Origin of the sequence: Microbacterium keratanolyticum (assembly GCF_016907255.1) — a bacterium.
Lineage (GTDB): Bacteria > Actinomycetota > Actinomycetes > Actinomycetales > Microbacteriaceae > Microbacterium > Microbacterium keratanolyticum.
This window is the reverse complement of the sequence record NZ_JAFBBQ010000001.1, coordinates 440,408-466,242: the sequence shown is the minus strand read 5'-3', so window position 1 is coordinate 466,242 and position 25,835 is coordinate 440,408. Positions and strand designations below refer to the sequence as shown.

The 25,835-nt window shown below is 67.9% G+C and carries 26 protein-coding genes; 15 read left to right on the top strand and 11 right to left on the bottom strand.

From position 1 onward, the window contains the following. Positions 1 to 2: 2 nt before the first annotated feature. From mtrA to JOD62_RS15055, 6 genes are all read left to right on the top strand, one after another. The gene (mtrA, locus tag JOD62_RS02325; RefSeq protein ID WP_204937723.1) at positions 3 to 683 is read left to right on the top strand and encodes an MtrAB system response regulator MtrA; all 681 of its coding nucleotides are present in this window, start codon (positions 3 to 5) and stop codon (positions 681 to 683) included. 9 nt (positions 684 to 692) lie between these two features. Further along, the gene (gene mtrB / locus JOD62_RS02320) at positions 693 to 2,396 is read left to right on the top strand and encodes an MtrAB system histidine kinase MtrB (protein ID WP_204937722.1); all 1,704 of its coding nucleotides are present in this window, start codon (positions 693 to 695) and stop codon (positions 2,394 to 2,396) included. Continuing rightward, positions 2,393 to 4,108 (top strand): LpqB family beta-propeller domain-containing protein, encoded by a 1,716-nt coding sequence (locus tag JOD62_RS02315; protein WP_204937721.1) that lies wholly within the window; start codon positions 2,393 to 2,395, stop codon positions 4,106 to 4,108. Before mtrB ends, JOD62_RS02315 begins: the two co-directional genes overlap by 4 nt. Positions 4,109 to 4,205: 97 nt before the next feature. After that, the gene (locus JOD62_RS02310; protein ID WP_204937720.1) at positions 4,206 to 4,883 is read left to right on the top strand and encodes a ComF family protein; all 678 of its coding nucleotides are present in this window, start codon (positions 4,206 to 4,208) and stop codon (positions 4,881 to 4,883) included. Positions 4,884 to 4,973: 90 nt separating this feature from the next. Then, the gene (gene hpf, locus JOD62_RS02305; RefSeq protein WP_204937719.1) at positions 4,974 to 5,630 is read left to right on the top strand and encodes a ribosome hibernation-promoting factor, HPF/YfiA family; all 657 of its coding nucleotides are present in this window, start codon (positions 4,974 to 4,976) and stop codon (positions 5,628 to 5,630) included. Positions 5,631 to 5,712: 82 nt separating this feature from the next. Next, complete coding sequence (locus JOD62_RS15055; RefSeq protein ID WP_204937718.1) at positions 5,713 to 6,975, top strand: MFS transporter; 1,263 nt, start codon at positions 5,713 to 5,715, stop codon at positions 6,973 to 6,975. Positions 6,976 to 6,998: 23 nt separating this feature from the next. On the opposite strand, the gene JOD62_RS02295 is transcribed toward JOD62_RS15055, so the two are convergent. After that, positions 6,999 to 8,324, bottom strand: coding sequence for a hypothetical protein (locus JOD62_RS02295; protein ID WP_204937717.1), 1,326 nt, complete (start codon positions 8,322 to 8,324; stop codon positions 6,999 to 7,001). Between the two features lie 9 nt (positions 8,325 to 8,333). Continuing rightward, entirely contained in the window at positions 8,334 to 8,930 is a 597-nt protein-coding gene (locus JOD62_RS02290) for a PadR family transcriptional regulator (protein WP_204937716.1), read from the bottom strand. 184 nt (positions 8,931 to 9,114) lie between these two features. Here JOD62_RS02290 and secA point away from each other — a divergent pair, with 184 nt between their 5' ends. Both secA and JOD62_RS02280 read left to right on the top strand, forming a co-directional pair. Beyond that, a complete protein-coding gene (gene secA, locus JOD62_RS02285) occupies positions 9,115 to 11,913 on the top strand; it encodes a preprotein translocase subunit SecA (RefSeq protein ID WP_204940018.1) in 2,799 nt (932 codons plus the stop codon). A gap of 137 nt (positions 11,914 to 12,050) precedes the next feature. Further along, positions 12,051 to 13,274: a pyridoxal phosphate-dependent aminotransferase gene (locus JOD62_RS02280; protein ID WP_204937715.1), complete on the top strand. Its 1,224-nt coding sequence runs from the start codon at positions 12,051 to 12,053 to the stop codon at positions 13,272 to 13,274. Between the two features lie 7 nt (positions 13,275 to 13,281). Here JOD62_RS02280 and JOD62_RS02275 read toward each other — a convergent pair whose 3' ends face one another. Together JOD62_RS02275 and JOD62_RS02270 are read right to left on the bottom strand one after the other, a co-directional pair. Then, a complete protein-coding gene (locus tag JOD62_RS02275; RefSeq protein WP_204937714.1) occupies positions 13,282 to 14,514 on the bottom strand; it encodes an AAA family ATPase in 1,233 nt (410 codons plus the stop codon). Then, complete coding sequence (locus JOD62_RS02270) at positions 14,514 to 15,134, bottom strand: SAF domain-containing protein (protein ID WP_204937713.1); 621 nt, start codon at positions 15,132 to 15,134, stop codon at positions 14,514 to 14,516. The genes JOD62_RS02275 and JOD62_RS02270 overlap by 1 nt, the downstream gene beginning before the upstream one ends. 98 nt (positions 15,135 to 15,232) lie before the next feature. Here JOD62_RS02270 and JOD62_RS02265 point away from each other — a divergent pair, with 98 nt between their 5' ends. After that, positions 15,233 to 15,511, top strand: a complete 279-nt coding sequence (locus tag JOD62_RS02265) for a helix-turn-helix domain-containing protein (RefSeq protein WP_204937712.1) — start codon at positions 15,233 to 15,235, stop codon at positions 15,509 to 15,511. A 22-nt stretch (positions 15,512 to 15,533) separates the two neighbouring features. Here the strand turns inward: JOD62_RS02265 and JOD62_RS02260 are convergent, their stop codons facing one another. Continuing rightward, complete coding sequence (locus JOD62_RS02260; RefSeq protein ID WP_204937711.1) at positions 15,534 to 16,136, bottom strand: hypothetical protein; 603 nt, start codon at positions 16,134 to 16,136, stop codon at positions 15,534 to 15,536. Positions 16,137 to 16,263: 127 nt separating this feature from the next. Between JOD62_RS02260 and JOD62_RS02255 the strand changes: the two genes are divergently transcribed. Next, entirely contained in the window at positions 16,264 to 16,650 is a 387-nt protein-coding gene (locus JOD62_RS02255; RefSeq protein ID WP_204937710.1) for an Rv3235 family protein, read from the top strand. Here the strand turns inward: JOD62_RS02255 and JOD62_RS02250 are convergent. Further along, positions 16,647 to 17,609, bottom strand: a complete 963-nt coding sequence (locus JOD62_RS02250) for an N-acetylglucosamine kinase (protein WP_204937709.1) — start codon at positions 17,607 to 17,609, stop codon at positions 16,647 to 16,649. The genes JOD62_RS02255 and JOD62_RS02250 overlap by 4 nt on opposite strands. 4 nt (positions 17,610 to 17,613) lie before the next feature. Next, a complete protein-coding gene (locus JOD62_RS02245) occupies positions 17,614 to 18,537 on the bottom strand; it encodes an N-acetylmuramic acid 6-phosphate etherase (protein ID WP_204937708.1) in 924 nt (307 codons plus the stop codon). Between the two features lie 109 nt (positions 18,538 to 18,646). Here JOD62_RS02245 and JOD62_RS02240 point away from each other — a divergent pair, with 109 nt between their 5' ends. Together JOD62_RS02240 and JOD62_RS02235 are read left to right on the top strand one after the other, a co-directional pair. After that, entirely contained in the window at positions 18,647 to 19,510 is an 864-nt protein-coding gene (locus JOD62_RS02240) for a MurR/RpiR family transcriptional regulator (protein ID WP_204937707.1), read from the top strand. A 9-nt stretch (positions 19,511 to 19,519) separates the two neighbouring features. Next, positions 19,520 to 21,016: a sensor histidine kinase gene (locus JOD62_RS02235; protein ID WP_204937706.1), complete on the top strand. Its 1,497-nt coding sequence runs from the start codon at positions 19,520 to 19,522 to the stop codon at positions 21,014 to 21,016. A 72-nt stretch (positions 21,017 to 21,088) separates the two neighbouring features. On the opposite strand, the gene JOD62_RS02230 is transcribed toward JOD62_RS02235, so the two are convergent. Beyond that, the gene (locus JOD62_RS02230; RefSeq protein ID WP_067248175.1) at positions 21,089 to 21,337 is read right to left on the bottom strand and encodes a WhiB family transcriptional regulator; all 249 of its coding nucleotides are present in this window, start codon (positions 21,335 to 21,337) and stop codon (positions 21,089 to 21,091) included. Between the two features lie 207 nt (positions 21,338 to 21,544). Between JOD62_RS02230 and JOD62_RS02225 the strand changes: the two genes are divergently transcribed. Then, positions 21,545 to 21,955, top strand: coding sequence for a hypothetical protein (locus JOD62_RS02225; protein WP_204937705.1), 411 nt, complete (start codon positions 21,545 to 21,547; stop codon positions 21,953 to 21,955). Between the two features lie 6 nt (positions 21,956 to 21,961). On the opposite strand, the gene bcp is transcribed toward JOD62_RS02225, so the two are convergent. Genes bcp through aroA form a run of 3 tightly spaced genes read right to left on the bottom strand, consistent with a single transcriptional unit; the run spans position 21,962 to position 24,857 of the window. Next, complete coding sequence (bcp, locus tag JOD62_RS02220) at positions 21,962 to 22,438, bottom strand: thioredoxin-dependent thiol peroxidase (RefSeq protein WP_378788113.1); 477 nt, start codon at positions 22,436 to 22,438, stop codon at positions 21,962 to 21,964. Between the two features lie 26 nt (positions 22,439 to 22,464). Next, the gene (gene rsgA / locus JOD62_RS02215; RefSeq protein WP_204937704.1) at positions 22,465 to 23,514 is read right to left on the bottom strand and encodes a ribosome small subunit-dependent GTPase A; all 1,050 of its coding nucleotides are present in this window, start codon (positions 23,512 to 23,514) and stop codon (positions 22,465 to 22,467) included. Further along, on the bottom strand, positions 23,511 to 24,857 hold the full coding sequence (gene aroA, locus JOD62_RS02210) for a 3-phosphoshikimate 1-carboxyvinyltransferase (RefSeq protein ID WP_204937703.1): 1,347 nt from the start codon (positions 24,855 to 24,857) through the stop codon (positions 23,511 to 23,513). Before aroA ends, rsgA begins: the two co-directional genes overlap by 4 nt. A gap of 47 nt (positions 24,858 to 24,904) precedes the next feature. Here aroA and JOD62_RS02205 point away from each other — a divergent pair, with 47 nt between their 5' ends. Further along, positions 24,905 to 25,588 (top strand): sigma-70 family RNA polymerase sigma factor, encoded by a 684-nt coding sequence (locus JOD62_RS02205; RefSeq protein WP_204937702.1) that lies wholly within the window; start codon positions 24,905 to 24,907, stop codon positions 25,586 to 25,588. Next, complete coding sequence (locus tag JOD62_RS02200; RefSeq protein ID WP_204937701.1) at positions 25,585 to 25,830, top strand: zf-HC2 domain-containing protein; 246 nt, start codon at positions 25,585 to 25,587, stop codon at positions 25,828 to 25,830. The genes JOD62_RS02205 and JOD62_RS02200 overlap by 4 nt, the downstream gene beginning before the upstream one ends. The last annotated feature ends 5 nt before the right edge of the window (positions 25,831 to 25,835 follow it).

The following is a 25,835-nucleotide window of genomic DNA, read 5'->3' as shown; positions in this document are numbered from 1 at the left end:
CAATGACCTCACGCATCCTCGTGGTCGACGACGATACGGCGTTGGCCGAGATGATCGGCATCGTGCTGCGCACGGAGGGCTTCGACCCCGTGTTCTGCGCGGATGGCGCCCTCGCCGTCGACGAATGGCGTGCTCAGCGTCCGGATCTCGTGCTGCTCGACGTGATGCTTCCCGGCATGGACGGCATCGAGATCTGCTCGCGCATCCGTGCGGAGTCCGGGGTGCCGATCATCATGCTCACGGCGCGCAGCGACACCTCCGATGTCGTTCGCGGTCTGGAGGTGGGGGCCGACGACTACATCGTCAAGCCGTTCAACCCGAAGGAGCTCGTCGCCCGCATCCGCACGCGACTCCGTCCGACTCCGCAGTCCACGACCGAGGTGCTGCGTATCGGCGATCTCACGATCGATGTCGACGCGCACGAGGTGCGACGTGGCTCCGAGGCGATCGCGTTGACGCCTCTCGAGTTCCAGCTGCTCGTGGCGCTGGCCTCGAAGCCGCAGCAGGTCTTCTCACGCGAGATGCTGCTCGAGCAGGTGTGGGGCTACCACTACAAGGCAGACACGCGACTGGTCAACGTGCACGTGCAGCGTCTGCGCGCCAAGGTCGAGCTCGACCCGGACAACCCGAAGATCGTGATGACCGTCCGTGGTGTCGGGTATCGCGCCGGGAGTGCGAGCTAGGAGAACACCGTGCCGACCAACGGGGTCACCATCGCCCGGAAAGCGCGATGGCGGGATTGGCGCAGCTGGCCGGACACCTTCTCGGGTCTGTGGACGAGCTCGCTTCCGTTCCGCACCCTGCTGACGACGCTCGCACTGACCTCCTTCGCGATCCTCGTGACGTTCGTCGCGATGGCCCTGGCGATCCAGAACAATCTCTGGGAGTCGCGCAAGGACGACGTTCTCGCCGATGCGCAGCGCGCGGTGGCGGTGGCCCAGTCGACGCTGTCCTCGGCCGAGTCCCGCGGCGACCGCACCGCTCTGCAAGCGCTCATGAGCGACGTGCGCGCGCAGCTGACGAGCGTGTCGTCCTCGGACATGATCGCTGTGTTCCGCATCGATGACTCGCCGTCTCCGGTCGCGCCCACAGGATTCTTCATCGGGCGGCTCTCCGAGGACCTGCTCTCGGCGCAGCTGCGTCAGCGCGTGGCAGATCATCCCGAGACCCAGTGGTGGCAGCCGATGGAGATCGCCGGCGCCGATGGTCTGACGCATGCCGGGATCGTCGTGGGCCAGCAGCTGAACTTCCCCGACGCCGGCGCCTACGAGGCATACATCGCCTATGACCTCTCGGACACCGAGCAGACGCTGGTCCTCGTGCAGAGCAGTCTGTGGCTGGCGGGCGTGCTGCTGGTGGGACTCATCGCCAGCATCGCGTGGCTCGCGCTGCGTTCGGTGGTGGTTCCGATCACGGAGGCCGCCGAGACGAGCGCGCGCTTCGCGGCCGGTGACCTGGAGGTGCGTCTGCCGGTTCGCGGCGAAGACGAGCTCGCGACGCTCGCGGTCTCCTTCAACGCGATGGCAGACAGCATCGAAGCGCAGATCAAGGAACTCGGCGAGCTCTCCCTGGTGCAGCAGAGATTCGTCTCGGATGTCTCTCACGAACTGCGCACGCCCCTGACGACCATTCGCCTGGCGGCTGAGATGCTCAACGATCAGCGTGAGGACTTCGATGCTCTCACCGCCCGCACGACGGAGCTGCTGCACACGCAGGTGCAGCGGTTCGACGTGCTGCTCGCCGACCTGCTGGAGATCAGCCGCTATGACGCCGGATCCCTGCAGCTGGAGATGGAGGCGACGAGTCTCGCGCACCTCGCCGAAGACATCGTCGATGAGATGAGACCGCTCGCCGCCAGTCGGGACACCGAGCTGCGCTTCGTCGCTCCGGGAGGGCACACGCCGGTCGACCTCGATCCGCGCCGCGTACGGCGGGTGCTGCGCAATCTCGTGGGCAACGCGATCGAACACGGTGAGGGCAAACCCGTCGTCATCACGGTCGACAGCAACTCCGAGGCGGTCGCGGTCGGTGTGCGCGACTCCGGACTCGGAATGTCGCCGGAGGACGCGGAACGCGTCTTCGACCGCTTCTGGCGCGCTGACCCTTCGCGGCAGCGCACGATCGGCGGATCCGGCCTCGGCCTCTCGATCGCGCTCGGAGACGCGCGTCTGCACGGCGGTACTCTGATGGTGTGGTCCGAGCTGGGCGTCGGCACCAACTTCGTCCTCGCGATTCCGCGATCGAGCAGTCAGGCGTGGGATGGCACGTCCCCGGTTCCCTTGGAGCCGACGCCGTCGCTGGCCGAGATCGGTGCGGTCACCGAGCCGATCGCGCTCTACGCGCGCAATCGCGCATCGACGGAGAACGTCGCAGAGACAGGAGATCGCCGCCCATGAGCATCCACCGTCTGCTGCGCACCGCGCTTGTGGCCATCGTCGCCCTGTCGCTCACCGCGTGCGCCAGCCTGCCGACATCCGGCGATGTGCGTCCCGGACTGTCCTCGACCGATCACGATGCTGACACGGACGTCACCTACGTGCCCAACGGCCCGTCTGTCGGGGCGAGTTCGGAGCAGATCGTGCGCGGCTTCATCGACGCCGCGAGCAGCCCGGCGGACAACTGGGCGATCGCGCGGCAGTTCCTGGCGGCCGAGTTCGCCGACAACTGGAAGCCTCATGCGGGCGTCACGATCGACACATCGATCTCTGATCGCCGGTTCGAGGCCGCAGACCCCGAGGATGCGGGCGACACACAGATCATCCAGCTGAGCATGAAGCAGTCCGGAAGCGTGGACGAAGCAGGCGTCTACAGCGCCGTTGCGGGCCCCGCTCGCGGGGCAGAGCTCACCTTCCAGCTGAAGAAGAATGAGCAGGGCGAGTGGCGCATCACCGTAGCGCCGGACGGGGTGGTCCTGGACGCTCCCGCATTCGCCGCCGCGGATGTGTTCCGTCCCTACGCGCTGCAGTTCTTCGATCCAACCTGGTCGTATCTGGTTCCGGATGTGCGCTGGTTCCCGAAGCGCAAGAGCACAGCCTCTCGCGTCGTGCAGTCACTCGTTGACGGCGGACCCTCGCCGTGGCTCGCGGAGTCGGTGCGCACCGCGTTCGCCGGCGACATCGAGCTCGCCCGCGACACCGTTCCTGTCGAAGGTCAGATCGCCGAGGTCGAGCTGACCGCGGCTGCGCAGGGCGCGGACGTCGCGACACTGGGACGCCTGCGCACCCAGCTCGAGCGCAGTCTGATCGGGGCGGGCGTGACCGGCGTGCGCCTCATGTCCGGTGGACGCGAGCTCGTCGCTCCCGCGGTGCCGGTGGCTCCGGCGACGGTCGACAGCCGTCCACTCGTGCTCACAGACGAGGGCTTTGGCTATCTCGTCGGCGGCGAGGTGGAGAATCTGCCGCGGGTCGCGGAAGAGATCCTCACCTTCCCCCAGCCGATCCGCGCGATCGTCGCGGGGCCGGATGGTGCGCCGTTCACGGTCGTGCAGAGCGAGGCAGGAACGGTCTACTCGATCGGAGACGGGCAGATCAACGAACTGGACTCACGTCCGGGCCTGATCGCGCCCAGCCTGGATCGCTTCGGCTACACCTGGACGGTGCCGGCCACAGCGCCTTCGGGCGTGCTGGCATGGACCTCGGAGGTCGCGGAGCGCCCGGTCGCCGGTTTCGGGGATGCCTCGGCGATCTCGCAGCTCGTCGTCAGTCGTGAGGGCACGCGCGTTGCGGCTGTCGTGACGGTCGGCAGTCAGCAGCAGGTCGAGGTCGCCGGTGTCGTCCGCGATGAGCGCGGGCTCCCGACGAGGATCGGCGAGCCTATCTCGCTGGGGTGGCTGACCGGCCCCGTTCTCGGCATGGCCTGGCTGGATTCCGAGACGATCGGCGTTCTCACCAAGGATGGCGACGACACGCTGCTTCTGCAGATGCCGATCGGCGGACCCTCCGTCACGATCGATGTGCCCGATGACGCCGTCGCGCTCGCCCCCAGCACTCCGGCTTCCAGTGTGCGTCTGCTCGGCGCTGACGGTGTCCTGTGGTCGCGGAGCGGTCCGACGTGGCAGTCCGAGCGGGCGAACGTGCGGGTGCTCGCGACGCAGATCAGCGGCTCCTGATCCGGTCGTTTTCCGCACACACCGTGCCGGAGACCGGCCATCCACTGATCTGGCCCTGTTTGACCGGGAGCAGCGCTGCCAGCTGCACGATCGAGGGATGCCGCCGTTTCAGAAGCTCCTCTGCCTGGGCCGCGAGATCCTCGCCTTCCTGCTGAGCGCGGAGTGTGCGGGGTGTGGTCAGCCCGAGACGGCCCTGTGCGCGCCCTGCCTCGGTGCGTTGCGACCCGACATCGTGCGAGGCGCGACGCCGGGCGGCGTTCCCCTTTTCGCCGGACGGCCGTACACGGGGCCTGTGGCGCACGTCCTGCGCATGGTGAAGGAGCACGGGCAGACCTCCCAGGTGGGTACGCTGGCGCCAGCCTTGCGTGCCGCCTGTGCGGAAGCCGTTCACGATGCCTCTGCTCGCGGCATCCGCGCGCGTGCGGTCGTGCCGATCCCGACATCCCGCGCGGCGTTTCGTCGACGCGGATATCGCGTGCCCGAGCTGCTCGCCGCACGAGTCCCGCTGCCGATGCTGCGTGTCCTCACGACCGCACGACGGACTGCCGATCAGCGGAAGCTCGGTCGCGCTGCCCGCCTGCGCAATGTGGCAGGAAGCCTGCGTGCCCGTCGTGACGGCGGAGGGCTCGCGGTGCTGATCCTGGATGACGTGACGACAACCGGAGCGACGGTCGACGACGCCGCCCGTGCCCTTCGAGAACGGGGCTTTCGGATCGCCGGCGCAGTGGTCGCGGCCGCCACGCCGCGCCATCACGACACGCGGAAAGAAAGGTGATGACAGTCAGCCGACTCGCGACTACGGTGGGGGAGACAAGGCGACCACGGTCCGCCCTTGGCCGGGTGGACCGGGACAAGGAGGTCAAGGATGGAAACGAACATCGTGGGTGTCGGAGTGGGTATCAGCGACCGCTTCCGCACAGTTGTCGATGAGAAGAGCACGCGTATCGCGACGCTCGCTCCGCGTGCACAACGTCTCGACGTGAAGGTCACGCACCGTTCCTATCGCAATGGCCACGTCGATGATGAGACGGTCGAACTGACCCTCGTCGGCAAGGGCCCCGTGATCCGCGCAGAAGCGCGTGATGGCGACAAGTTCGTCGCACTCGACCTGGCGATCGACAAGCTGTCCGAACAGCTGCGACGCACGAAGGAGAAGCGCGTCGACAGCCGCAACCATCCGCGCGGCGCCCAGTTCGAGAAGAGCACGGGTGAGCTCGCAGGGCTCGACGTGCAGCCGGCATCCGCGGATGTGCTTCGTGCGGTCGCCACGGGCGAGATCGCCGTCGTGGAAGAGACTGAAGAGGAATACACGCCGGTCGTCATCCGCACCAAGAACTTCGATGCCGAGTGGATGTCGGTCGAGGAGGCCGTCGATCGGATGGAGCTCGTCGGACACGACTTCTTCCTCTTCGTCGATGCGCGCACCGACCACCCGAGTGTCGTGTATCGACGCAAGGGCTGGGACTACGGTGTCATCTCGCTCACGACCCAGGCTCCGCCGGTCGAGGTGATGGCCTCGTAGTCGCGATACGCGATCGGCAACGGCACTGCCGGGCAGCACCATCGGTGTTCGCCCGGCAGTGCCGTCTCACTAGGATCGTCTAGTGCCCGCGCGTTCTTCTGGCTCTTCGGTACGGGGAGCGTCTCACACCTCCGTCCGCATCGTCGGTCTCGCGCTCTTCGCGCAGTTCGGGCTCTTCGGCATGATCATGTCGTCCTGGATGAGTCGTATCCCTTCTATCCGGGAAGCGCTTGACGTGACGGCTCTTCAACTCGGCTCGATGCTCATCGCTGGAGGTATCGGGTCTCTTCTCGGCGCCTTCATCGTCGGCGGATTCGTGGCACGATTCGGCAGCCGGGTGATTCTGCTGGCGGGGATCGTCGGCAACACCCTCGGGTTCGGGTTGCTCGCCGCATCCGTGCTTCTGCCTTCGCAACCGCTGTTTCTCCTGGGTATGGCGCTCAATGGCGCCTGTGGGGCCTTCATCAACGTGCCCATCAACATCAATGCGGCCGCCTATGAGCGTCAGATCGGGCGCACCGTTCTGCCGCAGTTCCACGCGGCTTTCTCCATCGGCGCGGCAGCGGGTGCGTTCTCGGCGTCTCTGTTCTCGGCGGCGGGAATCAGCGCGGGTGCGCAGGTGATCGTGATGACGGGGGCGATCACGCTTCTGAGGGTGCTGACCTTGCGCGCATCGTGTCAGCCGACCGCGCAGAAGGCGCGGACGGCGACCCCGCAACGCACCCGTGGTGCCTTCCGTTCCGCACTCGCGGCATGGGCGGAACCACGCACGATCATGCTGGGCGTCGTGCTGTTGGCGGGCTCGCTCAGCGAGGGGACCGCGGGGACCTGGTTGTCGTTGGCTGTGGTCGACGGGTACGCCCAGCCGGAGGCGATCGGCGCCGCCGTGTACGCGACGTTCCTCGGGGCGATGACGGTGTTCCGCATCACCGGTGTGCGCCTCATCGACCGCTTCGGACGGGTGTGGGTGCTGCGTATCTCCGGTGCTGTGGTGCTGGTGGGCGTTCTCCTCTTCATCTTCGGAGGCACGCTGCCGCTGGCATGGTCGGGGGTCGTGTTGTGGGGCATGGGCGCTGCGCTGGGCGTCCCGATCGCGATTGCCGCAGCGTCGGATGACCCGGAACATGCAGGGCAACGGGTCGCCGTGGTCACCTCGTTCTCGACCATCGCGTCCCTGGCGGCACCGCCGCTGCTCGGATTGCTGGTCGATCAGGTCGGTGTGCTGACCTCACTGCTCGTCGTCGCTGCCGCCGCCGTGATCAGCCTGAGCTTCTCGAGCGCTGTTCGTCGCAGCGAACTGTCGGTCGTCACAACGCAGACGGCACCCGTGCGCATCGCCGAGTGAGGCGGGCCGGTGCATCGCCGGAATCAGTCGAAGATGCCGTCGAGGATGCTGCCGATCACCAGACCGCCCAGCACGCCCGAGACGATGTCGCCTCCGCCGCCACCGCGGCGTCCGCCGCCCCAGCCGCCGCCGCCCCATTGGTCCGGGCCCTGGTTGGGGCGCGACGAGTCGATGTCGCGCTGTGCCAGCTGCAGGGCTTCTGAGGCGAGCTGTGCAACCCGGCGTGCCGTCGACAGCGCCTGCTCGCGGGTCTCTTCCGCAGGCAGGAGAGACGGAAGGTCGACGCGCAGACGCTCGGCTTCTGCGAGCCGGGTGCGTGCGTCGGCGCCGATCCATCCGCGGTGTCCGGCGATCAAGCCGCGGGCCACGCCCAGCTGACGGTCGGCGTCGTCGGTGGCGTGCTGCACCTGTGCGAGGGAGGGCAGCGGGTTCTGCTCGCGATGACGGGCAGTCGCGATCGCCTCGTCGAGCGCGGTGTTCGCTGCGCGCAGCGTGCTGAGCTCCGCGAAGGGGTCGTTCTTCGCGCCGGCGGGTGACAACGATGCCAGAGCCTTCTCCAGAGCGCTGACGGCGGATGTCACCGCGGGCACCTGGGGTGCCGTCCGAGCGGCGACGATGTCTCCGCGCGAGTCGGCGATGACCTCGGCGAGCGTGGACTCGGCACGCAGTGCCTCGATCTCGAAGTCTTCGACGGCGTCGAGGATCACAACCGCTCGGCGCACGGCCTCGGTCGCGGTCTCCAGAGCGAGGTTGGCCTCTTCGTTCTGTCGCGCCGCGCGGCGGCGTTCGGAGACATCGGCGCCGTGAGAGGCGAATGTCAGCAGCTGCTCAGCCTCGTCGGCACTCGCCGCGATCTGGTGGATCGCGCTCTCGGCATAGCGCGCCGAGAGCCGCGTGATCGTGTCGCGAGTCTGGGGGAGACGCTCGGCCAGCGTGACGGCGTCCTTGCGAACCTGGGCGACGATCTCGGGGGCGCGGCGCACGCGAGAGATCGATTCAGCCAGGACAGAGAGCTTCTCGTCGAGTAGATCTTCCGCCCACTCGCAGAGCTGCACGATGCGCGCGTTGCGCGTGCGCAGCTCTTCCGCCGTGTCGGGGATCTCGTCGTGGTTGAGCTGGTGCAGCGAGAAGGCCTCGCGCAGGTGCGTGCGTACGCTGTCGGTGGCGGCGCGCAGATCAGCGGTCAGCGAGTCGCCGAGTTCTGCTGTCGCGAAGGCCAGCTCGTCGGAGGTTGTGCGAAGGCGCTCGTCGACCGCGACCAGCGCCTGCTCGGCGCGGCGTGCCAGATCGGCGTCCTGCGCCGTCTGCGCCTCTGCTTCACGTTTCCGTTTGCCCCAGATTCCTGCCATTGTTCGATCCTACGGTCTGGAGCTGACAGCGGGGCGACCGCGTTTCGGACGATTCGTGGCGATGTCCAGGGCGAAGGCATGACGCGGCTGATGCTGCAGCCGCTCTGCCACGTGCTCGAGCCACCGCAGCTCGGCCTCGGCATGGAAGAGCAGTGCATCGCGCACAAGCGACTCGGCGAGGTCCTCCGCGCTCTCGGCGCCGAATGCGGGGCTCATGCGGTCACGGAGGGACGCCGCGTGCGCGGAGGATGCGACGTGCTGGTCGCGCAGGAGCGCCTCCACATCCACTCCGGGAAGTGTGGCGGCGACGGTCACCTTGATGGCCAGCTCATCGCGTGCGGCCTGAGTCCGCTGCACGGGAGAGAGGATCCACCGCGCCACCTCGTCAGAGCCGGCATCCGTGATCCGCCAATAGACGTGCCCCTGCGCGTCCGCCTCGCCACGGGCCACGAGACCATCGCGTTCGAGCCGCTCCAGCGTGTTGTAGATCTGCCCGACATTGAGGGGCCAGATCGATCCCGTGCGGCGATCGAACTCGCTGCGCAACTGGTATCCGTAGCACGGCCCCTGGTCGAGGATCGCGAGCAGGCTCTGGCGGACGGACATGGGCGCTCCTGGGCTGTCGGGACGAACAACTCTGAGTATATGGATACGCGGAAACCCAAAGTTCACCCCGAGTGTGTGGACACAGGGCAACCGTGCAGGTCACAGCCCGGTAACATGGCACAGTATGTCCGTCGTGCCCATCGGGGTGGGCGGATCCCGAATCACCAACAGGGAGAAGGCATCCGTGGCGAATCCTCTCGAGAAGCTGCTCCGCGCGGGCGAGGGTCGAATCCTCCGTCGGCTGAACCAGGTCGTCAAGGCGGTCAACGCGCTGGAAGAGGACTTCGAGAAGCTCACGGACGAGGAGCTGCGCAACGAGACCGCTGAGCTTCGCGCCCGCTTCGAGAAGGGTGAGACGCTCGACCAGCTGATGCCCGAGGCCTTCGCCGCGGTCCGTGAAGCAGCCAAGCGCACGCTCGGCATGCGCGCCTACGACGTACAGCTCATGGGTGGCGCCGCCCTGCACTTCGGCAACATCGCCGAGATGAAGACCGGTGAGGGCAAGACGCTCGTGGCGACGTTCCCCGCCTACCTCAACGCGATCGCCGGCGAGGGCGTGCACGTCATCACCGTCAACGACTTCCTTGCGAGCTACCAGTCCGAGCTGATGGGGCGTGTCTATCGGGCACTCGGCATGACGACCGGCGTCATCGTCTCCGGTCAGACGCCGGCCGTGCGTCGCGAGCAGTACGCCGCCGACATCACCTACGGCACCAACAACGAGTTCGGCTTCGACTACCTGCGCGACAACATGGCGTGGCGTCAGGAAGACCTCGTCCAGCGCGCTCACTACTTCGCGATCGTCGACGAGGTCGACTCGATCCTCATCGACGAGGCGCGTACCCCGCTCATCATCTCCGGTCCATCGTCCGGCGAGGCCAACCGCTGGTTCGCGGAGTTCGCGAAGATCGCGCGGACGCTCGAGCCCGGCGTCGACTTCGAGGTCGACGAGAAGAAGCGCACGATCGGTGTGCTCGAGCCCGGCATCGAGAAGGTCGAGGACTACCTCGGCATCGACAACCTGTACGAGTCGGCGAACACGCCGCTCATCTCGTTCCTCAACAACTCGATCAAGGCGCTCGCCCTGTTCAAGCGCGACACCGACTACGTCGTGATGAACGACGAGGTCATGATCGTCGACGAGCACACCGGCCGCATCCTCGTGGGTCGTCGCTACAACGAGGGCATCCACCAGGCGATCGAGGCGAAGGAGAACGTCCCCGTCAAGGCGGAGAACCAGACCCTTGCCACGGTGACGCTGCAGAACTACTTCCGTCTCTACGAGAAGCTCTCCGGCATGACAGGTACGGCCGAGACCGAGGCCGGCGAGTTCATGTCGACGTACAAGCTCGGCGTGGTGCAGATCCCCACGAACCGTCCGATGATCCGCAAGGACCAGCCGGACCTCGTCTACAAGAACGAGACGGCGAAGTTCGCCCAGGTCGTGGAGGACATCGCCGAGCGTCACGCCGCCGGCCAGCCCGTGCTCGTCGGAACGGTCAGTGTCGAGAAGAGCGAGTACCTCTCGCGCCTGCTCGCGAAGAAGGGCATCAAGCACGAGGTCCTGAACGCGAAGAACCACGCGCGTGAAGCCGAGATCGTCGCCCGTGCCGGCCGCCTCGGTGCGGTCACGGTCGCCACGAACATGGCCGGTCGAGGCACCGACATCATGCTCGGCGGCAATGCCGAGTTCCTCGCGGTGCAGGAGCTCAAGGCCAAGGGTCTCGACCCCGTCGAGACCCCCGAAGAGTACGAGGCAGCCTGGGACGAGGCTTACGAGGCCATGAAGGCCGCGGTCGGCTCCGAAAGCTCGAAGGTCGCCGAAGCCGGTGGCCTGTATGTACTCGGCACCGAGCGCCACGAGTCGCGCCGTATCGACAACCAGCTGCGCGGTCGTTCCGGCCGTCAGGGTGATCCCGGTGAGAGTCGTTTCTATCTGAGCCTCACCGATGACCTCATGCGCCTGTTCCAGTCGGGCGCCGCCGAGGCGATCCTGGCGCGCACGAACTTCCCGGATGACGTGCCGATCGAGTCCTCGCTCGTGTCTCGGGCGATCCGCAGCGCGCAGAGCCAGGTCGAGGCCCGCAACGCCGAGATGCGCAAGAACGTCCTCAAGTACGACGACGTCCTCAACCGGCAGCGCGAGGCGATCTACACCGACCGCCGTCACATCCTCGAGGGCGATGACATCGCGGACCGCGTGCAGCACTTCATCGAGGATGCGATCACAGCGGTCGTCGACGACCACACGTCGCAGGGGCACACCGAGAGCTGGGACTTCGACAGCCTGTGGACCGAGCTCAAGACCCTCTACCCGGTGGGCGTGACGATCGACGAGGTCGTCGCCGAGGCGGGCGGTCGCAAGGGCGCCATCTCGGCGGAGGGACTCAAGCGCGAGCTGCTCTCGGATGCGCAGATCGCGTACGAGCGTCGCGAGGCGTCGCTGGGCTCCGCTGCAACGCGTGAGCTGGAGCGTCGCGTCGTGCTGCAGGTGCTCGACCGCCGCTGGCGCGACCACCTCTACGAGATGGACTACCTGAAGGACGGAATCGGGCTGCGCGCGATGGCGCAGCGTGACCCGCTCGTCGAGTACCAGCGCGAGGGCTACGCGATGTTCCAGTCCATGATGGGGCAGATCAAGGAGGAGTCCGTCGGCTACCTCTACAACCTTGAGGTCGAAGTGCGCCGTGCCACGGACGAGGGCGGCACCGAAGTTGCGGCCAAGGGGCTGGAGACGGGCGCGAACGACGTGCGCCTCGAGTACTCGGCGCCGAACGACGCGGGCGATGTCGAGGTGCGCAACGAGCGTGGTCAGGTGCAGCAGGCGGCGACAGACCGCCTCCGCCAGTCGTCGCGTGGTGCGCAGCCTGAGCAGGCCGATGCCGCTCCGACCACCCGTGGCGCTTTCGGTCAGGCGACGACCGCGCCGGCAGCGCCGCAGAATCGTGCGGACCGCCGCGCATCGGGCAAGAAGAAGTCCTGATCGACTGAGAATCAGACGAAGGCGCCGCGGGAGGCTTCCTGCGGCGCCTTCGTCGTATTCCCTGCGCGGTATGCAGTGTGAAGGGGGCGACGCGCAACGTGTCAGAGACACGCCCGGGACGGAGGTATCCTGAACCGATGACACCTCGCCACTTCGACCAGTCGTCCAAGCTGAAGAACGTTCTCTACGAAATCCGCGGCAACGCGCTCGTCGAGGCGGCGCGGCTGGAGGCCGAAGGGCACACGGTTCTGAAGCTCAACACCGGAAACCCGGCGATCTTCGGCTTCGAGGCACCGCAGCAGATCGTCCAGGACATGCTGGCGACGCTGCCCACCGCGCACGGCTACAGCGACAGCCGCGGCATCATCTCCGCCCGGCGTGCCGTTGTGAGCCGCTACGAAGAGGTCGAGGGGTTCCCCCCGTTCTCTCCCGACGACGTCTACCTCGGAAACGGCGTTTCCGAGCTCATCACCATGGTGATGCAGGCTCTCCTGGACCAGGGCGACGAGGTCCTGATCCCGTCGCCCGACTACCCGCTCTGGACGGCCATGACGAGCCTCGCGGGCGGTACTCCGGTGCACTACACCTGCGATGAGGAGAACGGCTGGATGCCGGATCTCGAAGACGTGCGGGCGAAGATCACGCCGCACACCAAGGCCATCGTCATCATCAACCCCAACAACCCCACCGGTGCGGTGTACTCGCGCGAGGTGCTGGAGGGGCTCGTGCAGATCGCGCGCGAGAACGAGCTGCTGCTGCTCTCTGACGAGATCTACGACCGGATCCTCTTCGATGACGCTGTGCACATCCCCACAGCCACACTCGCTCCTGACCTGCTCTGCCTCACCTTCAACGGTCTGTCCAAGACGTACCGCGTGGCAGGTTTCCGGTCGGGATGGCTCGTGATGACGGGACCGAAGGATCACGCGCGTGGGTTCATCGAGGGCGTCACGCTCCTCGCCTCGACCCGCTTGTCGCCCAACGTTCCGTCGCAGCACGCGGTGCAGGCGGCGCTCTCAGGCGTCCAGTCGATCGAGGCGCTCGTGGCGGAGAACGGCCGGCTGCATGTGCAGCGCGACGTCGCCTGGCAGGGCCTGGAATCCATTCCTGGCGTCTCCTGCGTCAAGCCGGAGGGTGCGCTCTACGCCTTCCCTCGCCTCGATCCCAATGTGCACGAGATCCGCGATGACGCCAAGCTCGTCTATGACCTGCTCGTCGCGGAGCACATCCTGCTCGTGCAGGGCACGGGATTCAACTGGCCGACGCCCGATCACCTTCGCGTTGTCACGCTGCCGGAGCCGCGCGTCCTCAGCGAGGCGATCGAGCGGCTCGGCAATTTCCTCGCCAGCTACCGCCAGTAGCGGACGCTCACCGCGGAAGGGCGAGCAGGCGTCGGGATGACCGACGTCGCTCGCGCCGCAGGGGCACCGCATCTGCGGTGCTGGGCGCGGCTACTCCGTTGGCGAGTCGGCGCACGGCACTCGCGAAGGGCGCACGAGGGACGACATCGGCCACGGGGCGTGAGTGCAGCAGCGCGGCGTCCAATGCGCGGGGGTCATCGGGCAGGAACTGCACGTCGGTGATTCCGGAGAAGCGATCCAATGCGCGGCGGATCTGACCTCGCGCATCGATGCCCAGCGGTCCGGTTCGCACGCGATTGACGAGCACCGTCATCGGCGTCGAGCCGATGTGGGCCCGCACTTCTGCGTGGGCGCGCACGAAACGGGCGATACCCAGGGGATCGGCGCTGGTGACGGCGAAGACCTGATCCGCCTCTTCGAGCACCGTGCGGGTCGCGGCGTTGCGTCGAGGAACCTGCAGATCGCTGAGCAGCTCTTCGTCCGCGTCCAGCGGGGGAGCGACATCGATGACGGTGTGCGCGGCCCAGGAGCGACAGGCCAGGAGCGTTGCGCGCAGGCGTTCGGCAGAGAGCTCCGGCCAGCGGGTCGGGCGGTTCAAGCCCGCGAGCACCTCCACGGTGCCGGCATTGGCCGCCAGGGGAACGGCCAGGCGGCTGAGCTCGGGTGCGTCGAGAGAGCCGAGTTCGGCGCGTCGGCACGCGGCCGCGATGCCGGGGGCGTCGTCGGTGAGTCCGAGAAGCAGGGCGATCGCGGGCGCGTAGGTGTCCGCGTCGATGAGGGCGACGCGGCCCTCGCGTGCCGCGAGGGCCGCACTCAGCTCGATGGCCAGCGATGTGCGACCGGGAGCGCCGTGCGGCCCCCAGACTGCCAGCAGCCGGCCTTCCTGCGGAGCCACGGGTGTGGAACGACGCTCGCTCTGCAGCGCCTCGAGGATCTGCCAGGCGCTGCTCTCGGCGGAGAGCGCGGGGTGAAGGCCGTGACGCCGCGCGAGGCGCTCGGCAGCATCCCCGTCGCCGAGCAGCAGAATGCGAAGTCCGGCGCGATCGCACGCCGCGAGCAGAGCGGGGCGGAGCAGGACGGGGTCCGCGGGGACGATCAACGCGTCGGCATCGGGAAGGTCCTGTTCTGCGCCTGCGAGGGTGTCGGGCGTGAGGGAGGCGATGACCTCCGCGCCCGCGAGAGGGAGGTCATCAAGCAGGGTCCGCGTGAGGTGCTCGTCGAGGGCCAGTGCGATGCGCATCAGCTGCCGGCTCCGAGGGGAACGATCGACAGCGCGCTGCCGTCGGAGATGGCCTCCAGCACACTGGCCACCTCGGAGCGCTCGATGACAAGCTCCAGGGACGCCTGCTCCTGACTGAGCATCGCGTCCTGCGTGGAGACGTCGGCGACGGTCGCCTGCGAGAGCAGGATGCGCGGAGCCTCGAATCCGCGTCCTTCCGCTTTCGCGGGTGCTGCCCACACCTCGACCGGGCTGCCGGTCCGGACCGCCTCGGGAACTCCGACGCCGATGGTGATGACGATCGATGTCGTCCGCATCGCATCGGCATCGCTCGTCGCGGAGGAGGGCACGAGCTCGCCCTCGCGGATGGTGCGTGCCGCGACGACTCCGGGCTCCAGCGTCGCGGGGGTGAGGTACTCTCCGGCGATGGCGCCGAGCGCGACATCGACGACGCGGAAGTCGTCAGAGCTCAGGACGTCGCCGGGGACGATCGTTCGTGTCGCCTGCAGCGCGGGTGATGTCTGCCGTGCGGAGGAGACCACGAGCCAGACGCCCGCGATCGACACCGCGATGAGCGCGATGCCTACGAGAAATCGATAGTCGCCCCAGAATCGTCGTCGGCTGCGCGGTATCGTCGTCATGCGGCAATCGTCACAGAACGCACCTCAGCGCCGTGGAAGTTATCCACAGTCGACCGGTGCCGGAACCCTGCGGACGGAACGAGAGGACAATGAGTGCCATGCCTGAAGCATCCGCCTCTTCCCAGCGCTTCCTGGCCCCCGCTCAGGTGGCCGAGCTGCTGAGTCTCGAGGTGGTCGACGTGATCGCACTGGTCAAGGAAGGCCAGTTGCGGGGCATGCAGGTGGGCTCTCCGGCTCGATGGCGGATCGACGAGTCCAGCCTCGGCGAGTACATCGCTGCGCAGTCGGAGCTTTCCCGGCGAATGGCCCTCTGGCAGCAGTCAGAGGTCGCCAGCTTCCCGGAGGTGTGGGGTTCGGTCAGCCGCTTCGGCAACTGATCCCGCAGAGCGGCGCCGGTGCTCAGTCGAGCACGCCGCCCAGAGCGACCCGTTCGGCGTGCACGCTCAGCAGTGCGTCGAACGGGACGATCCGAAAGCCGCGCACGGCCTGAGCGCGACGCGGCTCGTTGAGGTCATGCAGCGCGAGGTCCAGATGATCCGCACCGGCCCGGTCGATCGTGCCGCTGAGCTCCTGTCCGCCGCGGATGCGGATCGTCACCCGCACGCGTCGTCGAGCGAGATCGCGCAGGACGAATCCGAGGGTCATGCGTTCGCGCACCACCGAGAGTCCGTCGCTGGGTGCGCTGCTCGCGAGAAGGGTCGGGTGGTCCATGGCCCAGAGGGTGATGCTGGCAAGGGGCATGAGGATCAGGGCGTGACCGGCAGAAGGCTCGAGGGCGAGCCAATCCGCGCCGACCGCCCGCAGGCGCCCGGAAGCGGTGCTGGCATCGGCGAGCGTCAGGGCGACGGCTGCGCCCTCGGCGGAGAGCGTGTGAGCCCTCGTGCGCAGATCGAGCCGGGCGATGCGCAGCCGCTCTGACTCGGCGTTCAGCGCAGCGCGCTCCGCCTCCCAGCCGGAGGCGAGCTGATCTTCGAGGTCTTCGAAGAGACGATCCCATTCCACGGCTTCGAGAGTAGGCCCAGACGTCGGAGGGGCGTTACGGGTTATCCACATTCTTGGAATCGCGGCCCCCGCGGTGACTTCGCATCATGCTCTACTGCTCGCACACGATTTCTGAAGAGAGTCATTGATGAGAACGCTCGAACAGTTCGCCGTACAGCCGACGTCGTCCGTAGACCTGCCCGACCCCGCGCCGCTCCTGGAGAGCCTGACGCGAGGAGCGCTGGAGGTGCTGGGCGGGGTCCGCGAGGCGGAGCAGCTGATCCGCTGGTTCACCGAGGACGCCTACCGCTCCCTCCTGGTCCGCGCGAACCTCTCCGCCCGGGCGCGCAGCGCACGGGGCGTCGCACCGGCCCGTCCGGTGTTCCAGATCCTGTCGACGCGCACCTGCGAGCCGGCCGATGGCATCGTCGAGGCCACGGTCATCGTGGCGACGCCTGCGCGCACGCGCGCTGTCGCGATGCGCCTGGAAGGTCTCGATCAGCGCTGGCGCGTCACGACTCTCGCGATTCTCTAGATCCAGACGTAGTCCGGGCGTGCCTCAAGGGCGCCTGTCGCCGCGCGCTCCGCGAGAAGCAGAGCACCGTGCAGCGGATCCCCGGCGGGGGAGACCTGTGCGACGTCTGGACGCAGTGCTGTCACGGTGTCCGCGAAAGACCCGGTCACGATCGACGAGCGCGCGATCCCGCCCGTGAGGGCGATCCGCGGAGCGATACCGGGGACGAGCGCAGCGATCGCGGAGCGCGCCGCATCCGCCCCGGCGGTCGCGAGGATCTCGTGGGCCACCGCGTCGTGCGCGCCGAGGGCCGCGACATCCGCCGCGAACGAGGCGAGCACTCCGGCGCGATCGTCCCGGGTGTAGAGCAGTCCCGGCCACGCGGCGGGCTCGCCGAAGCGCGCCCGTGCCGCTGTCAGAAGAGCCGTGTTCGCCGGATCGATCCCATCGAATGCGCGCAGCGCGGCGCGCAGTCCCTGCATGCCGATCTCCGCTCCGCCGCCGCGGTCACCGAGCAGGTGGCCCCAGCCGTCCACGCGATGCCAGAGCGCGTGTCCGTCGCCGCCGAGCGCGATCGCGCCGGTCCCGAGTGCGACGATCGCTCCGGAGGCGCCATCAAGGGCGCCAAGGTGCGCGGTCACGGCATCGATCGCCATCACCACGGTGGGCTCCGCTGCGAAGGATGCGCTGAATCCGAGCGTCCGCGCTTCGTCCCGCAGGCCGGTGAGCAGCTTCGCGTGGTCCGCGACCAGCGTGCCGAGACCGCTGGCACCGATCCCGATCGCGGATACCTCGCGGATCTGCGTCGGCCACGCTTCGGCGGCGGTGCGCAGTGCGGCCAGGGCGACGGCGTCGACGGCTGCGCCCGCGGCCGTGATGCGGGTTGCGGGGCCTTCGCGCTCGTCGCGGGGTTCCGTCGAGCTCTCGCGCAGCGCCAGGCGACTGCCAGAGCCGCCGATGTCGATGCCGAGGACGCGCATCAGCTCAGGCTCCGGTGGTCAGCAGCGCGAGCGCGCCACGCACGGAGCCGTTTGCGGACGCGAGGGCGGCACGGGAGTCTGCAGCATCCGCCGTGGCGAGGTTTGACACGATCGCGGTCTTCAGGTCGCCGTCCGTCAGGGTGAGCAGGGCGCGGGCCTCTTCGTCGTCGAGGCCGGTCGCCTCGCGGAGGATGCGAACCGTGCGCTCTCGAAGCTTCTCGTTCGTCGCGACCATCGACACCATGAGGTTCGACCAGGTGCGTCCGACGGCGACCATGAGCGCGGTGGAGAAGCCGTTGAGCACGAGCTTCTCGGCCGTGGCGGCTTTCAGGCGGGTGGATCCGGTGAGAACCTCAGCGCCCGTGTCGAGGAGGACATGGATGTCGGCGAGCGGGATGAGGCGCGCCTGCGGGTTGCTGGAGATGAGCGCGGTGAACGCGCCCTGGGCGCGTGCGGCCCTGAGCGCGCCTCCGACATAGGGGGTGTTGCCGCTGGCGGCGAGGCCGATGGCGACATCGTCGGGGCCGAGTGAAACGGCTGCCGTCGCCCCCTCCTCGGCGGAGTCCTCGGCGTTCTCGACCGCGTGCACGATGGCAGCGTCGCCGCCGGCTATATGTGCGGTCACCCGTCCGGGTTCCAGGTTGAACGTCGGCAGGAGCTCGGCGGCGTCGAGCACACCGAGTCGGCCGGAGGTGCCCGCTCCGAAGTAGTGCACGGTGCCGCCGCGGCGGAATCGTGCGGCCGCCTCGTCGACGAGGGCGGCGAGCTGGGGGAGAGCGGCGCGGGTGGCGTCCACGGCGACACGGTCCTGGTCGTTGAGCAGCATCAGGACGTCGAGCGAGGGCAGCAGGTCGAGGTCGCGCGAGTCTGCCAGGCGCTGCTCCGTGGGGGGCAGTGCGGTGGCGGGGGTTGCTGCGGGGGTGGTCATCGCGGGTACTCCTCTGGCAGTGAAAGCCGACGTGACTAAAAGTATCGCAGGTTTCTCGAAATTGTGACAATATTTATCAGAGCGGTGGTCACTCGAGAAGGGAACGTGGATGAACAGCGGAATCCTCGCGCTGCAACGCGCTCTTCCACGACTCAGCAGTTCTGAACGGCGTGTCGCGGATGCGGTGCTGGCGCGACCGCTCGTGGTCGTGGAATCGACGATCTCGCAGCTCGCTTCTCTGTGTGACACCTCTCCGGGCACGGTTGCGCGTCTGTGCCGCGCGGCAGGATTCTCCGGCTACAAGGACTTCCGCATCGCCGTGGGCACGGCCCATGCGCACGCCGACCCGGCCGAGGGCGTGTTCCGTGTGTCAGACGCGGAGATCGCCGCATCCGACTCCCTCGCCGATGTCGTCGCGAAGGTGGCATCCCAGCAGGTCCGCGCGATCGAGAACACTGCGCGCGCGGTCGATCTGGATGCCCTCGACATCGTCGCCAGCGCCCTGCGCGACGCGCCGCGCGTCGATGTCTTCGGCATCGGATCGAGTGGACTCGCCGCGAGCGATCTGCACATCAAGCTCCACCGTCTGGGCATTCCGAGCGTGCACTGGACGGATACGCACCTTGCGCTCACCTCCGTCGCCGTCACACGTCCCGGTGCTGTCGCGATCGCGGTGTCGCATACGGGACAGACTCACGAGGCGGTCGAGTTCCTGGCGCTCGCGGAGCGGCAGGGCGCGCGCACCGTCGCGATCACGAACGCTCCGCACTCACCGCTGGGCCGTGCGGCTGAACTGCTCCTCGCGACCGTCGCGGAGGAGGATGTCTTCCGCGCGGGCGCGATGTCGAGCCGCCTGGCGCAGATGGCGATCATCGACTTCCTGTACGTCCGTCTGGTTCAGGGCGATGTCGCCGGCACCGATGTGATGCTGCGTGCGACGCGTGCGGCGGTGGAAGGGCACCGCGCGCCGTAGGCTGAGAGGGTGTCAACACTTAGTGACCTTGTGCATGCCCAGGGACGCCTGAACGACGCTGACGTCGAATGGCTCCACCGCCTCTCCGGTGACGGTCAGCTGATCGCCGATCTTGCCTTCGCCGACATCGTCATCTGGGTGGCGACAGCGGATGGCTCCTTCGTCGCGGTCGCACATACGCGACCGAGCAGCGCGGCAACGCTGTTCTATCGCGACATCGTCGGAGATCAGGTGCGTCCGCAGTGGCGCACGCAGGTGCAGGGGGCCTTCGACTCCGCCCAGATCGTCGACTCATCCTCACCGGACTGGTTCGAAGAGACTCCAACGCGCGTGCGTGCTGTGCCGATCGTGCGCGAGCGCACGAAGGACGGCGAGGTGCCTGCGGTGATCGGCGTGCTCACGCGCCACACGAACCTCAATGACGCTCGTACGCCGTCGCGTCAGCAGATCACGTTCAACGAGTGTGCCGACGACCTCTGCCGGATGATCGCTACGGGCGAGTTCCCCGACCTCTCCGCGCCCACGTCTCCGCGCCGCGGCGCTCCGCGGGCGTCGGACGGGCTGATCCGCCTCGACGTCGACGGGATGGTCACCTTCGCGAGCCCGAACGCGCTGTCGGCGTTCAACCGCATGGGCTTCGATGACGAGCTCGAGGGCGAGTCGCTCGTCGAGGTCACCACGCGTATTCTGCCCTCGACGCACCAGGTCGACGAGTCGCTCCCCGTCGTCGTCACAGGCCGCGCGCCGTGGCGCACCGACATGGAGGCGCGCGGGGTGACGGTGTCGCTGCGTGCGATTCCGCTGCGCGACCGCGGCACGCGGATCGGCGCGATCGTGCTGTGCCGGGATGTCTCCGAGCTGCGTCACCAGGAGCAGGAGCTCATCACCAAGGACGCGACGATCCGCGAGATCCACCACCGCGTGAAGAACAACCTTCAGACGGTGGCATCGCTGCTGCGCATCCAGGCACGTCGCACGCATTCGGATGAGGCGCGCGAGGCGCTGACACAGGCCATGCGTCGCGTCGCGTCGATCGCGGTCGTGCACGACACGCTCTCGGAGGGGCTGGCGCAGCAGGTCGACTTCGATGAGGTCTTCGCTCGGGTGCTGAAGCTTGTCGCCGAGGTCGCAGCTGCTCCGAACACGCGAGCGCGCACACAGTCCACCGGCCGCTTCGGCGTGCTGCCGAGCGAGTACGCGACGCCACTGGCGCTTGCGCTCACCGAGCTCGTCACGAACGCGGTGGAACATGGTCTCGCAGGGCAGGAGGGCTTCGTGACGATCGATGCCGTCCGCACGGAGTCGAACCTGCGCGTCAGCGTCGCGGACACCGGCCACGGTCTGCCCGAGGGGCGCGTCGGACAGGGGCTGGGCACGCAGATCGTGCGCACCCTCATTCAGGGTGAGCTCGGCGGATCCATCGACTGGCACGCCGCGAACGTCGACGGCGCTGCTGTCGGCACCGAGGTGACGATCAACATCCCGCTGCGCTGGCTCAACAAGTAGGCGGATGCGACGCGAGGGCGGGGAGTGGATGCAACAGCATCCGCTCCCCGCCCTCGCGTGAAGTGCGGTGTGTCAGGATGCGCGGCGGGCGCGCGCGGCGCGGCGCTTCAGTGCGCGGCGCTCATCCTCGGACAGTCCGCCCCAGACCCCGGAGTCCTGGCTGGACTCGAGGGCGTACTGCAGGCAGATCTCGGTGACGGTGCACCGGGCGCAGACGGCCTTGGCCTTCTCGATCTGGTCGACAGCTGGCCCGGTGTTACCGACCGGGAAGAACAGCTCGGGGTCGACGGTCAGGCAGGCGGCTTTGTCGCGCCAATCCATGGGGGCTCCTCAGTGTGGAATCGGTGAGCACGCGAACGCGCGCTCGAAGCCGGGCGACGATTCGGGTCGTGCCCGGTGGTGATGCGAGCTCTCGCTCGCCCCACGCCGCTGTGGGAGCACATGGCTGTGGTCTATTCTCGTACATGGAACGCGTAGGATCAAGGGTTTTTCCACAGTTCCTCAAGAATCATCTGCATCAGGAGGATTATGCGCGCGTCCACGTTGGTCTGGGCGGCATCCGGCCTGCTCGCTCTCGAGGGCGCAGCACTCGTGATCATCGCCCTGCTGGAGCTCTTCGGACTGGGCGCAGGCAACGCCGCATCCATACCGACCGCTATCGCACTGATCGTGCTCACGCTCATCGCCGGCGTCGGCCTCGTCGCCTTCGCCGTGGGTGTGCTGCGGGGCAAGGGCTGGGCGCGATCCGGCGGCGTCGCCGTGCAGGTCCTCGCGATCGCGACGGCCTTCAGCGCGCTGTCGGTGCAGCCGTTGCCCTGGGCGTTCGTCCTGGGCGTCGGGGGATCCGGACTGGTGGGGCTGGTCCTGCTGATCAGCGTCGCACGCCGTGCAGGTGCGCAGGAGTCCCGCCGTCGCCTCAGCGACGACGAGACCCACTGACACTGCTCAGGCGTCGATCTGCAGCATCTTGCGCAGACGCGCGACGTGGCCGGTGGCCTTGACGTTGTAGAGCGCCTCGACGATCGTTCCCTCTTCGTCGAGGATGAACGTCGAGCGGATGACGCCCTCGATGACCTTGCCGTAGTTCATCTTCTCGCCCCAGGCGGCATACGCCGCATGGACGGTGTGGTCGGGGTCGCTCAGCAGCGTGAAGGTGAGTCCGTCCCTCTCGCGGAACTCTCGAAGCTTCGCAGGCTCATCCCGCGAGATGCCGATGACGGTGTAGCCGGCACCCTGCAGCGAGCCGATGCTGTCGCGGAAGTCGCACGCCTGCGTGGTGCAACCCGGCGTCATCGCCGCCGGGTAGAAATACAGGATCGTCTTCTGTCCGCGCAGATCCGACAGCGAGACGGGCGTGCCGTCCTGGTCGAGGAGAGTGAAAGCAGGGGCAGGGGTACCGGGGGAGAGGCGCTCGATGGTCACGCGTCCAGCCTATGCCGTGCGGTTGCTCAGCGCCGATCTCCGAAGGTCTGCAGCAGCCGCTGCACCGAATCCAGACGCGCCGCTCCCGTCTCGCCCAGCTCGCCATTGGCCAGCGCATCGTTGAGAGCGCAGTCTGCGGCATCCGGCAGATGCGTGCAGCCGCGCGGGCAGTCCTCCGCGATCTCGGCGAGCTCCGTGAACGCGGCGAGGATGTTCTCCGGGTTCACGTGTCCGAGCCCGAACGAGCGCACACCGGGGGTGTCGATGACCCAGCCGGAGCCCTCTGGCGAGCGATAGCGGAGAGAGACGGTCGACGAGGACGTGTGCCGTCCGCGGCCAGTCACCTGGTTCACGTGTCCTGTGGCTCGGTGTGCGGAGGGGACGAGCGCGTTGACGAGCGTCGACTTGCCCACGCCCGAGTGGCCGACGAAGACCGTGGAGTGACCGATGAGGGCCGCGCCGATCTCGTCCAACGGCATCACATTGCGCGCGCTCGTGAACACCTGCAGATCCAGCCCGTCGAAATGCGACAGGAACGCCGACGGGTCGGCAAGATCGGTCTTCGTCACGACGAGCAGCGGACGGATGCCGGCGTCCAGCGCCGCCACGAGATAGCGGTCGACCAGGCGCTCACGGGGTTCCGGGTCGGCCGCCGCCACCACGATGAGCATCTGATCGGCGTTGGCGACGATGACGCGCTCGACCTGATCGGTGTCGTCTGCGCTGCGCCGCAGCAGCGATGAGCGCTCCACGATGCCCACGATGCGTCCGAGCGTGCCCTCATCACCCGAGGTGTCGCCGACGACGCGGGCAAGGTCGCCGGTCACGATCGGCGTACGACGCAACTCGCGGGCGCGGGCAGCAGTGATGGCGTGCTCATCCGGAGTGTTCTCGCCGACGAGGACGGCGTAGCGTCCGCGGTCGACGCCCAGCACGCGGCCGATCTCCGCGTCCTCGTGCGCAGGCCGCCGCTTCGTACGTGGACGATTGGCTTTGGGGTTCGGGCGCACCTTGAAGCGGGCTTCGTCATCGAACTCGTCGAAGTCGTCGTCTTCGTCGCCGTCGAGCCAGCTCACGCGTCGGCGCCTCCGTGGCCACCCGCGAGCATCCGCTCCCACAGCTGCACGAACTCCGGCAGCGTCTTGGCCGTCGTGCCGATGTCGTCGATCTCGACACCCGGAACGCGCAGTCCGACGAGAGCGCCGGTCGTCGCCATCCGGTGGTCGTGGTGTGCGGGCCAGGGACCGCCGTGCAGCGGAGCGGGGGTGATCCGCAGACCGTCGGGCAGCTCTTCGACGATGCCACCCAGCGCGCGCAGGTTGCCGATGAGGGCCGCGATGCGGTCGGTCTCGTGCAGGCGGATGTGGCCGATGCCGCGGATCGTGGTCGGGCCGTCCGCGAACGCGGCAAGCCCCACGAAGGTCGGCGCCAGCTCGCCGGCAGCGGACAGATCGAGGTCGACACCGTGGATGGCGGCGCCACCGCGGACGGTGAGCACGCCGCTGCGCCGACTGACGCGAGCGCCGAGCAGCGTCAGCAGATCCGGAAGCAGCGCACCGGGCTGCGTTGAGTGCGCCGGCCAACCCGAGACCGAGACCTCGCCTCCCGCGACGAGGGCCGCAGCCAGGAAGGGGGCGGCATTCGAGAGGTCGGGTTCGATCGGCAGGTCCTTGGACCGCGGAGTGCCGCCTTCGACGAGCCACTCGCCCGCGGCGGGGCGTTCGATGTGGATGCCGCGACGGCTCAGCGACTCGATCGTCATGTCGATGTGGGGGAGGCTCGGAAGGTGCTCGCCCTTGTGGACCAGGTGCAGGCCGACATCGAAGCGCGGAGCGGCGAGGAGCAGGCCCGAGACGAACTGGCTCGACAGCGAGGCGTCGATCTCGACGCGTCCGCCGCGGATGTGGCCGCGGCCGCGAATCGTGAACGGCAGCGACCAGCTGCCTTCATCGTCGACGTCGACACCCAGATCACGCAGAGCGTGGATCATCGCGCCCATGGGGCGATGCAGAGCAGTCTCATGAGCGGTGAGCACGACGTCGCCCTGTGCCAGACCGGCGAGAGGAGCGATGAAGCGCATGACGGTGCCCGCCTGCCCGCAGTCGATCGTCGCGCCGCCCTTCAGTCGGGCGGGAGTCACGAGCAGATCAGGACCGAACGGGCCCGTGGCATCCGTCTCTTCGATCCCCACGCCCAGTGCGCGCAGCGCGTCGACCATGCGTGCAGAATCATCGGAGTGCAGCGGCGCGAGAAGGCGTCCCGGTCCGTCGGCGATCGCCGCGAGGACGAGCTCGCGATTAGTGAGCGATTTCGACCCCGGCACGCTCAGCAGACTCGACATCGCACCCTCGGCGACCGGCGCGAGGTAGCGCCCCGTGCTGGTCGGGGAGGACGTCGGGGAATAGTTCTGAGCGCTCATCGGTTCCTACCCTACTGAAGACCATTGCCAGAGCCGAAAGAGTCGACATGATCGCCATGCTGGACCCCGTCGCCGAGACGATCGACGGCCTAGACTGGGCCGCAATGGACGAGCAGGCAGATTTCACCGACGCGCCCGCCGAGATCGACGGCGCTGGCGACCCGCAGCGAGAGTTCGAAGAGCAGGCGATCCCGTACATGGATCAGCTGTACGCGGCGGCGATGCGCATGACGCGCAATCCCGCCGATGCGGCCGATCTGGTGCAGGAGACCTTCGTGAAGGCGTTCGCCTCGTGGGCGAGCTTCACGCAGGGCACGAACCTCAAGGCGTGGCTGTACCGCATCCTCACCAACACCTACATCAACATCTATCGCAAGAAGCAGCGCGAGCCGTACCAGGGCACGATCGACGAGCTCGAGGACTGGCAGCTGGGCGGTGCGGAGTCCACCACGGCGTCGCACAGTCGTTCGGCCGAGGCGGAAGCGATCGATCACATGCCGGCATCCGTCGTGAAAGACGCACTGCAGGCTGTGCCGGAGGATTTCCGACTGGCGGTGTACCTCGCCGACGTCGAGGGCTTCGCCTATCAGGAGATCGCCGACATCATGAAGACGCCCATCGGAACCGTGATGAGCCGACTGCATCGGGGCAGGCGGATGCTGCGGGAGATGCTGGCAGATTATGCCGCAGAGCGAGGAATCGCCGCGGCCGGAACAGGGAGCAAGAAATGACCGACTGCGGATGCGAGAAAGCGCGCCGTGATCTCGAAGAGTACTTGCGGAATGAGGTCTGCAAGACCGAGCACACGGAGATCCGCGAGCACCTGGAGAACTGCGCCACCTGTCAGGGCGAGGCACTCGTCGCCCGCACGCTGACCGAGGTCGTGTCGCGTGCCTGTAAAGAGACGGCTCCGGAGGAACTGCGCGACCAGGTTCTCGCACGCCTGCGAGCCGCGCAGCAGGGCGCACACTAGGTCAC

Coding starts and splice junctions, on each gene's coding strand:
- JOD62_RS02310 (WP_204937720.1), top strand. CDS start 4,206: ATGCCGCCGTTTCAGAAGCTCCTCTGCCTGGGCCGCGAGATCCTCGCC.
- JOD62_RS02255 (WP_204937710.1), top strand. CDS start 16,264: ATGAGAACGCTCGAACAGTTCGCCGTACAGCCGACGTCGTCCGTAGAC.
- JOD62_RS02270 (WP_204937713.1), bottom strand. CDS start 15,134: ATGACGACGATACCGCGCAGCCGACGACGATTCTGGGGCGACTATCGA.
- JOD62_RS02225 (WP_204937705.1), top strand. CDS start 21,545: ATGCGCGCGTCCACGTTGGTCTGGGCGGCATCCGGCCTGCTCGCTCTC.
- JOD62_RS02290 (WP_204937716.1), bottom strand. CDS start 8,930: ATGTCCGTCCGCCAGAGCCTGCTCGCGATCCTCGACCAGGGGCCGTGC.
- mtrA (WP_204937723.1), top strand. CDS start 3: ATGACCTCACGCATCCTCGTGGTCGACGACGATACGGCGTTGGCCGAG.
- JOD62_RS02265 (WP_204937712.1), top strand. CDS start 15,233: ATGCCTGAAGCATCCGCCTCTTCCCAGCGCTTCCTGGCCCCCGCTCAG.
- aroA (WP_204937703.1), bottom strand. CDS start 24,857: ATGAGCGCTCAGAACTATTCCCCGACGTCCTCCCCGACCAGCACGGGG.
- JOD62_RS02275 (WP_204937714.1), bottom strand. CDS start 14,514: ATGCGCATCGCACTGGCCCTCGACGAGCACCTCACGCGGACCCTGCTT.
- JOD62_RS02295 (WP_204937717.1), bottom strand. CDS start 8,324: ATGGCAGGAATCTGGGGCAAACGGAAACGTGAAGCAGAGGCGCAGACG.
- JOD62_RS02250 (WP_204937709.1), bottom strand. CDS start 17,609: ATGCGCGTCCTCGGCATCGACATCGGCGGCTCTGGCAGTCGCCTGGCG.
- hpf (WP_204937719.1), top strand. CDS start 4,974: ATGGAAACGAACATCGTGGGTGTCGGAGTGGGTATCAGCGACCGCTTC.
- JOD62_RS02240 (WP_204937707.1), top strand. CDS start 18,647: ATGAACAGCGGAATCCTCGCGCTGCAACGCGCTCTTCCACGACTCAGC.
- JOD62_RS02230 (WP_067248175.1), bottom strand. CDS start 21,337: ATGGATTGGCGCGACAAAGCCGCCTGCCTGACCGTCGACCCCGAGCTG.
- JOD62_RS02200 (WP_204937701.1), top strand. CDS start 25,585: ATGACCGACTGCGGATGCGAGAAAGCGCGCCGTGATCTCGAAGAGTAC.
- JOD62_RS02280 (WP_204937715.1), top strand. CDS start 12,051: ATGACACCTCGCCACTTCGACCAGTCGTCCAAGCTGAAGAACGTTCTC.
- JOD62_RS02205 (WP_204937702.1), top strand. CDS start 24,905: ATGATCGCCATGCTGGACCCCGTCGCCGAGACGATCGACGGCCTAGAC.
- JOD62_RS02315 (WP_204937721.1), top strand. CDS start 2,393: ATGAGCATCCACCGTCTGCTGCGCACCGCGCTTGTGGCCATCGTCGCC.
- JOD62_RS02245 (WP_204937708.1), bottom strand. CDS start 18,537: ATGACCACCCCCGCAGCAACCCCCGCCACCGCACTGCCCCCCACGGAG.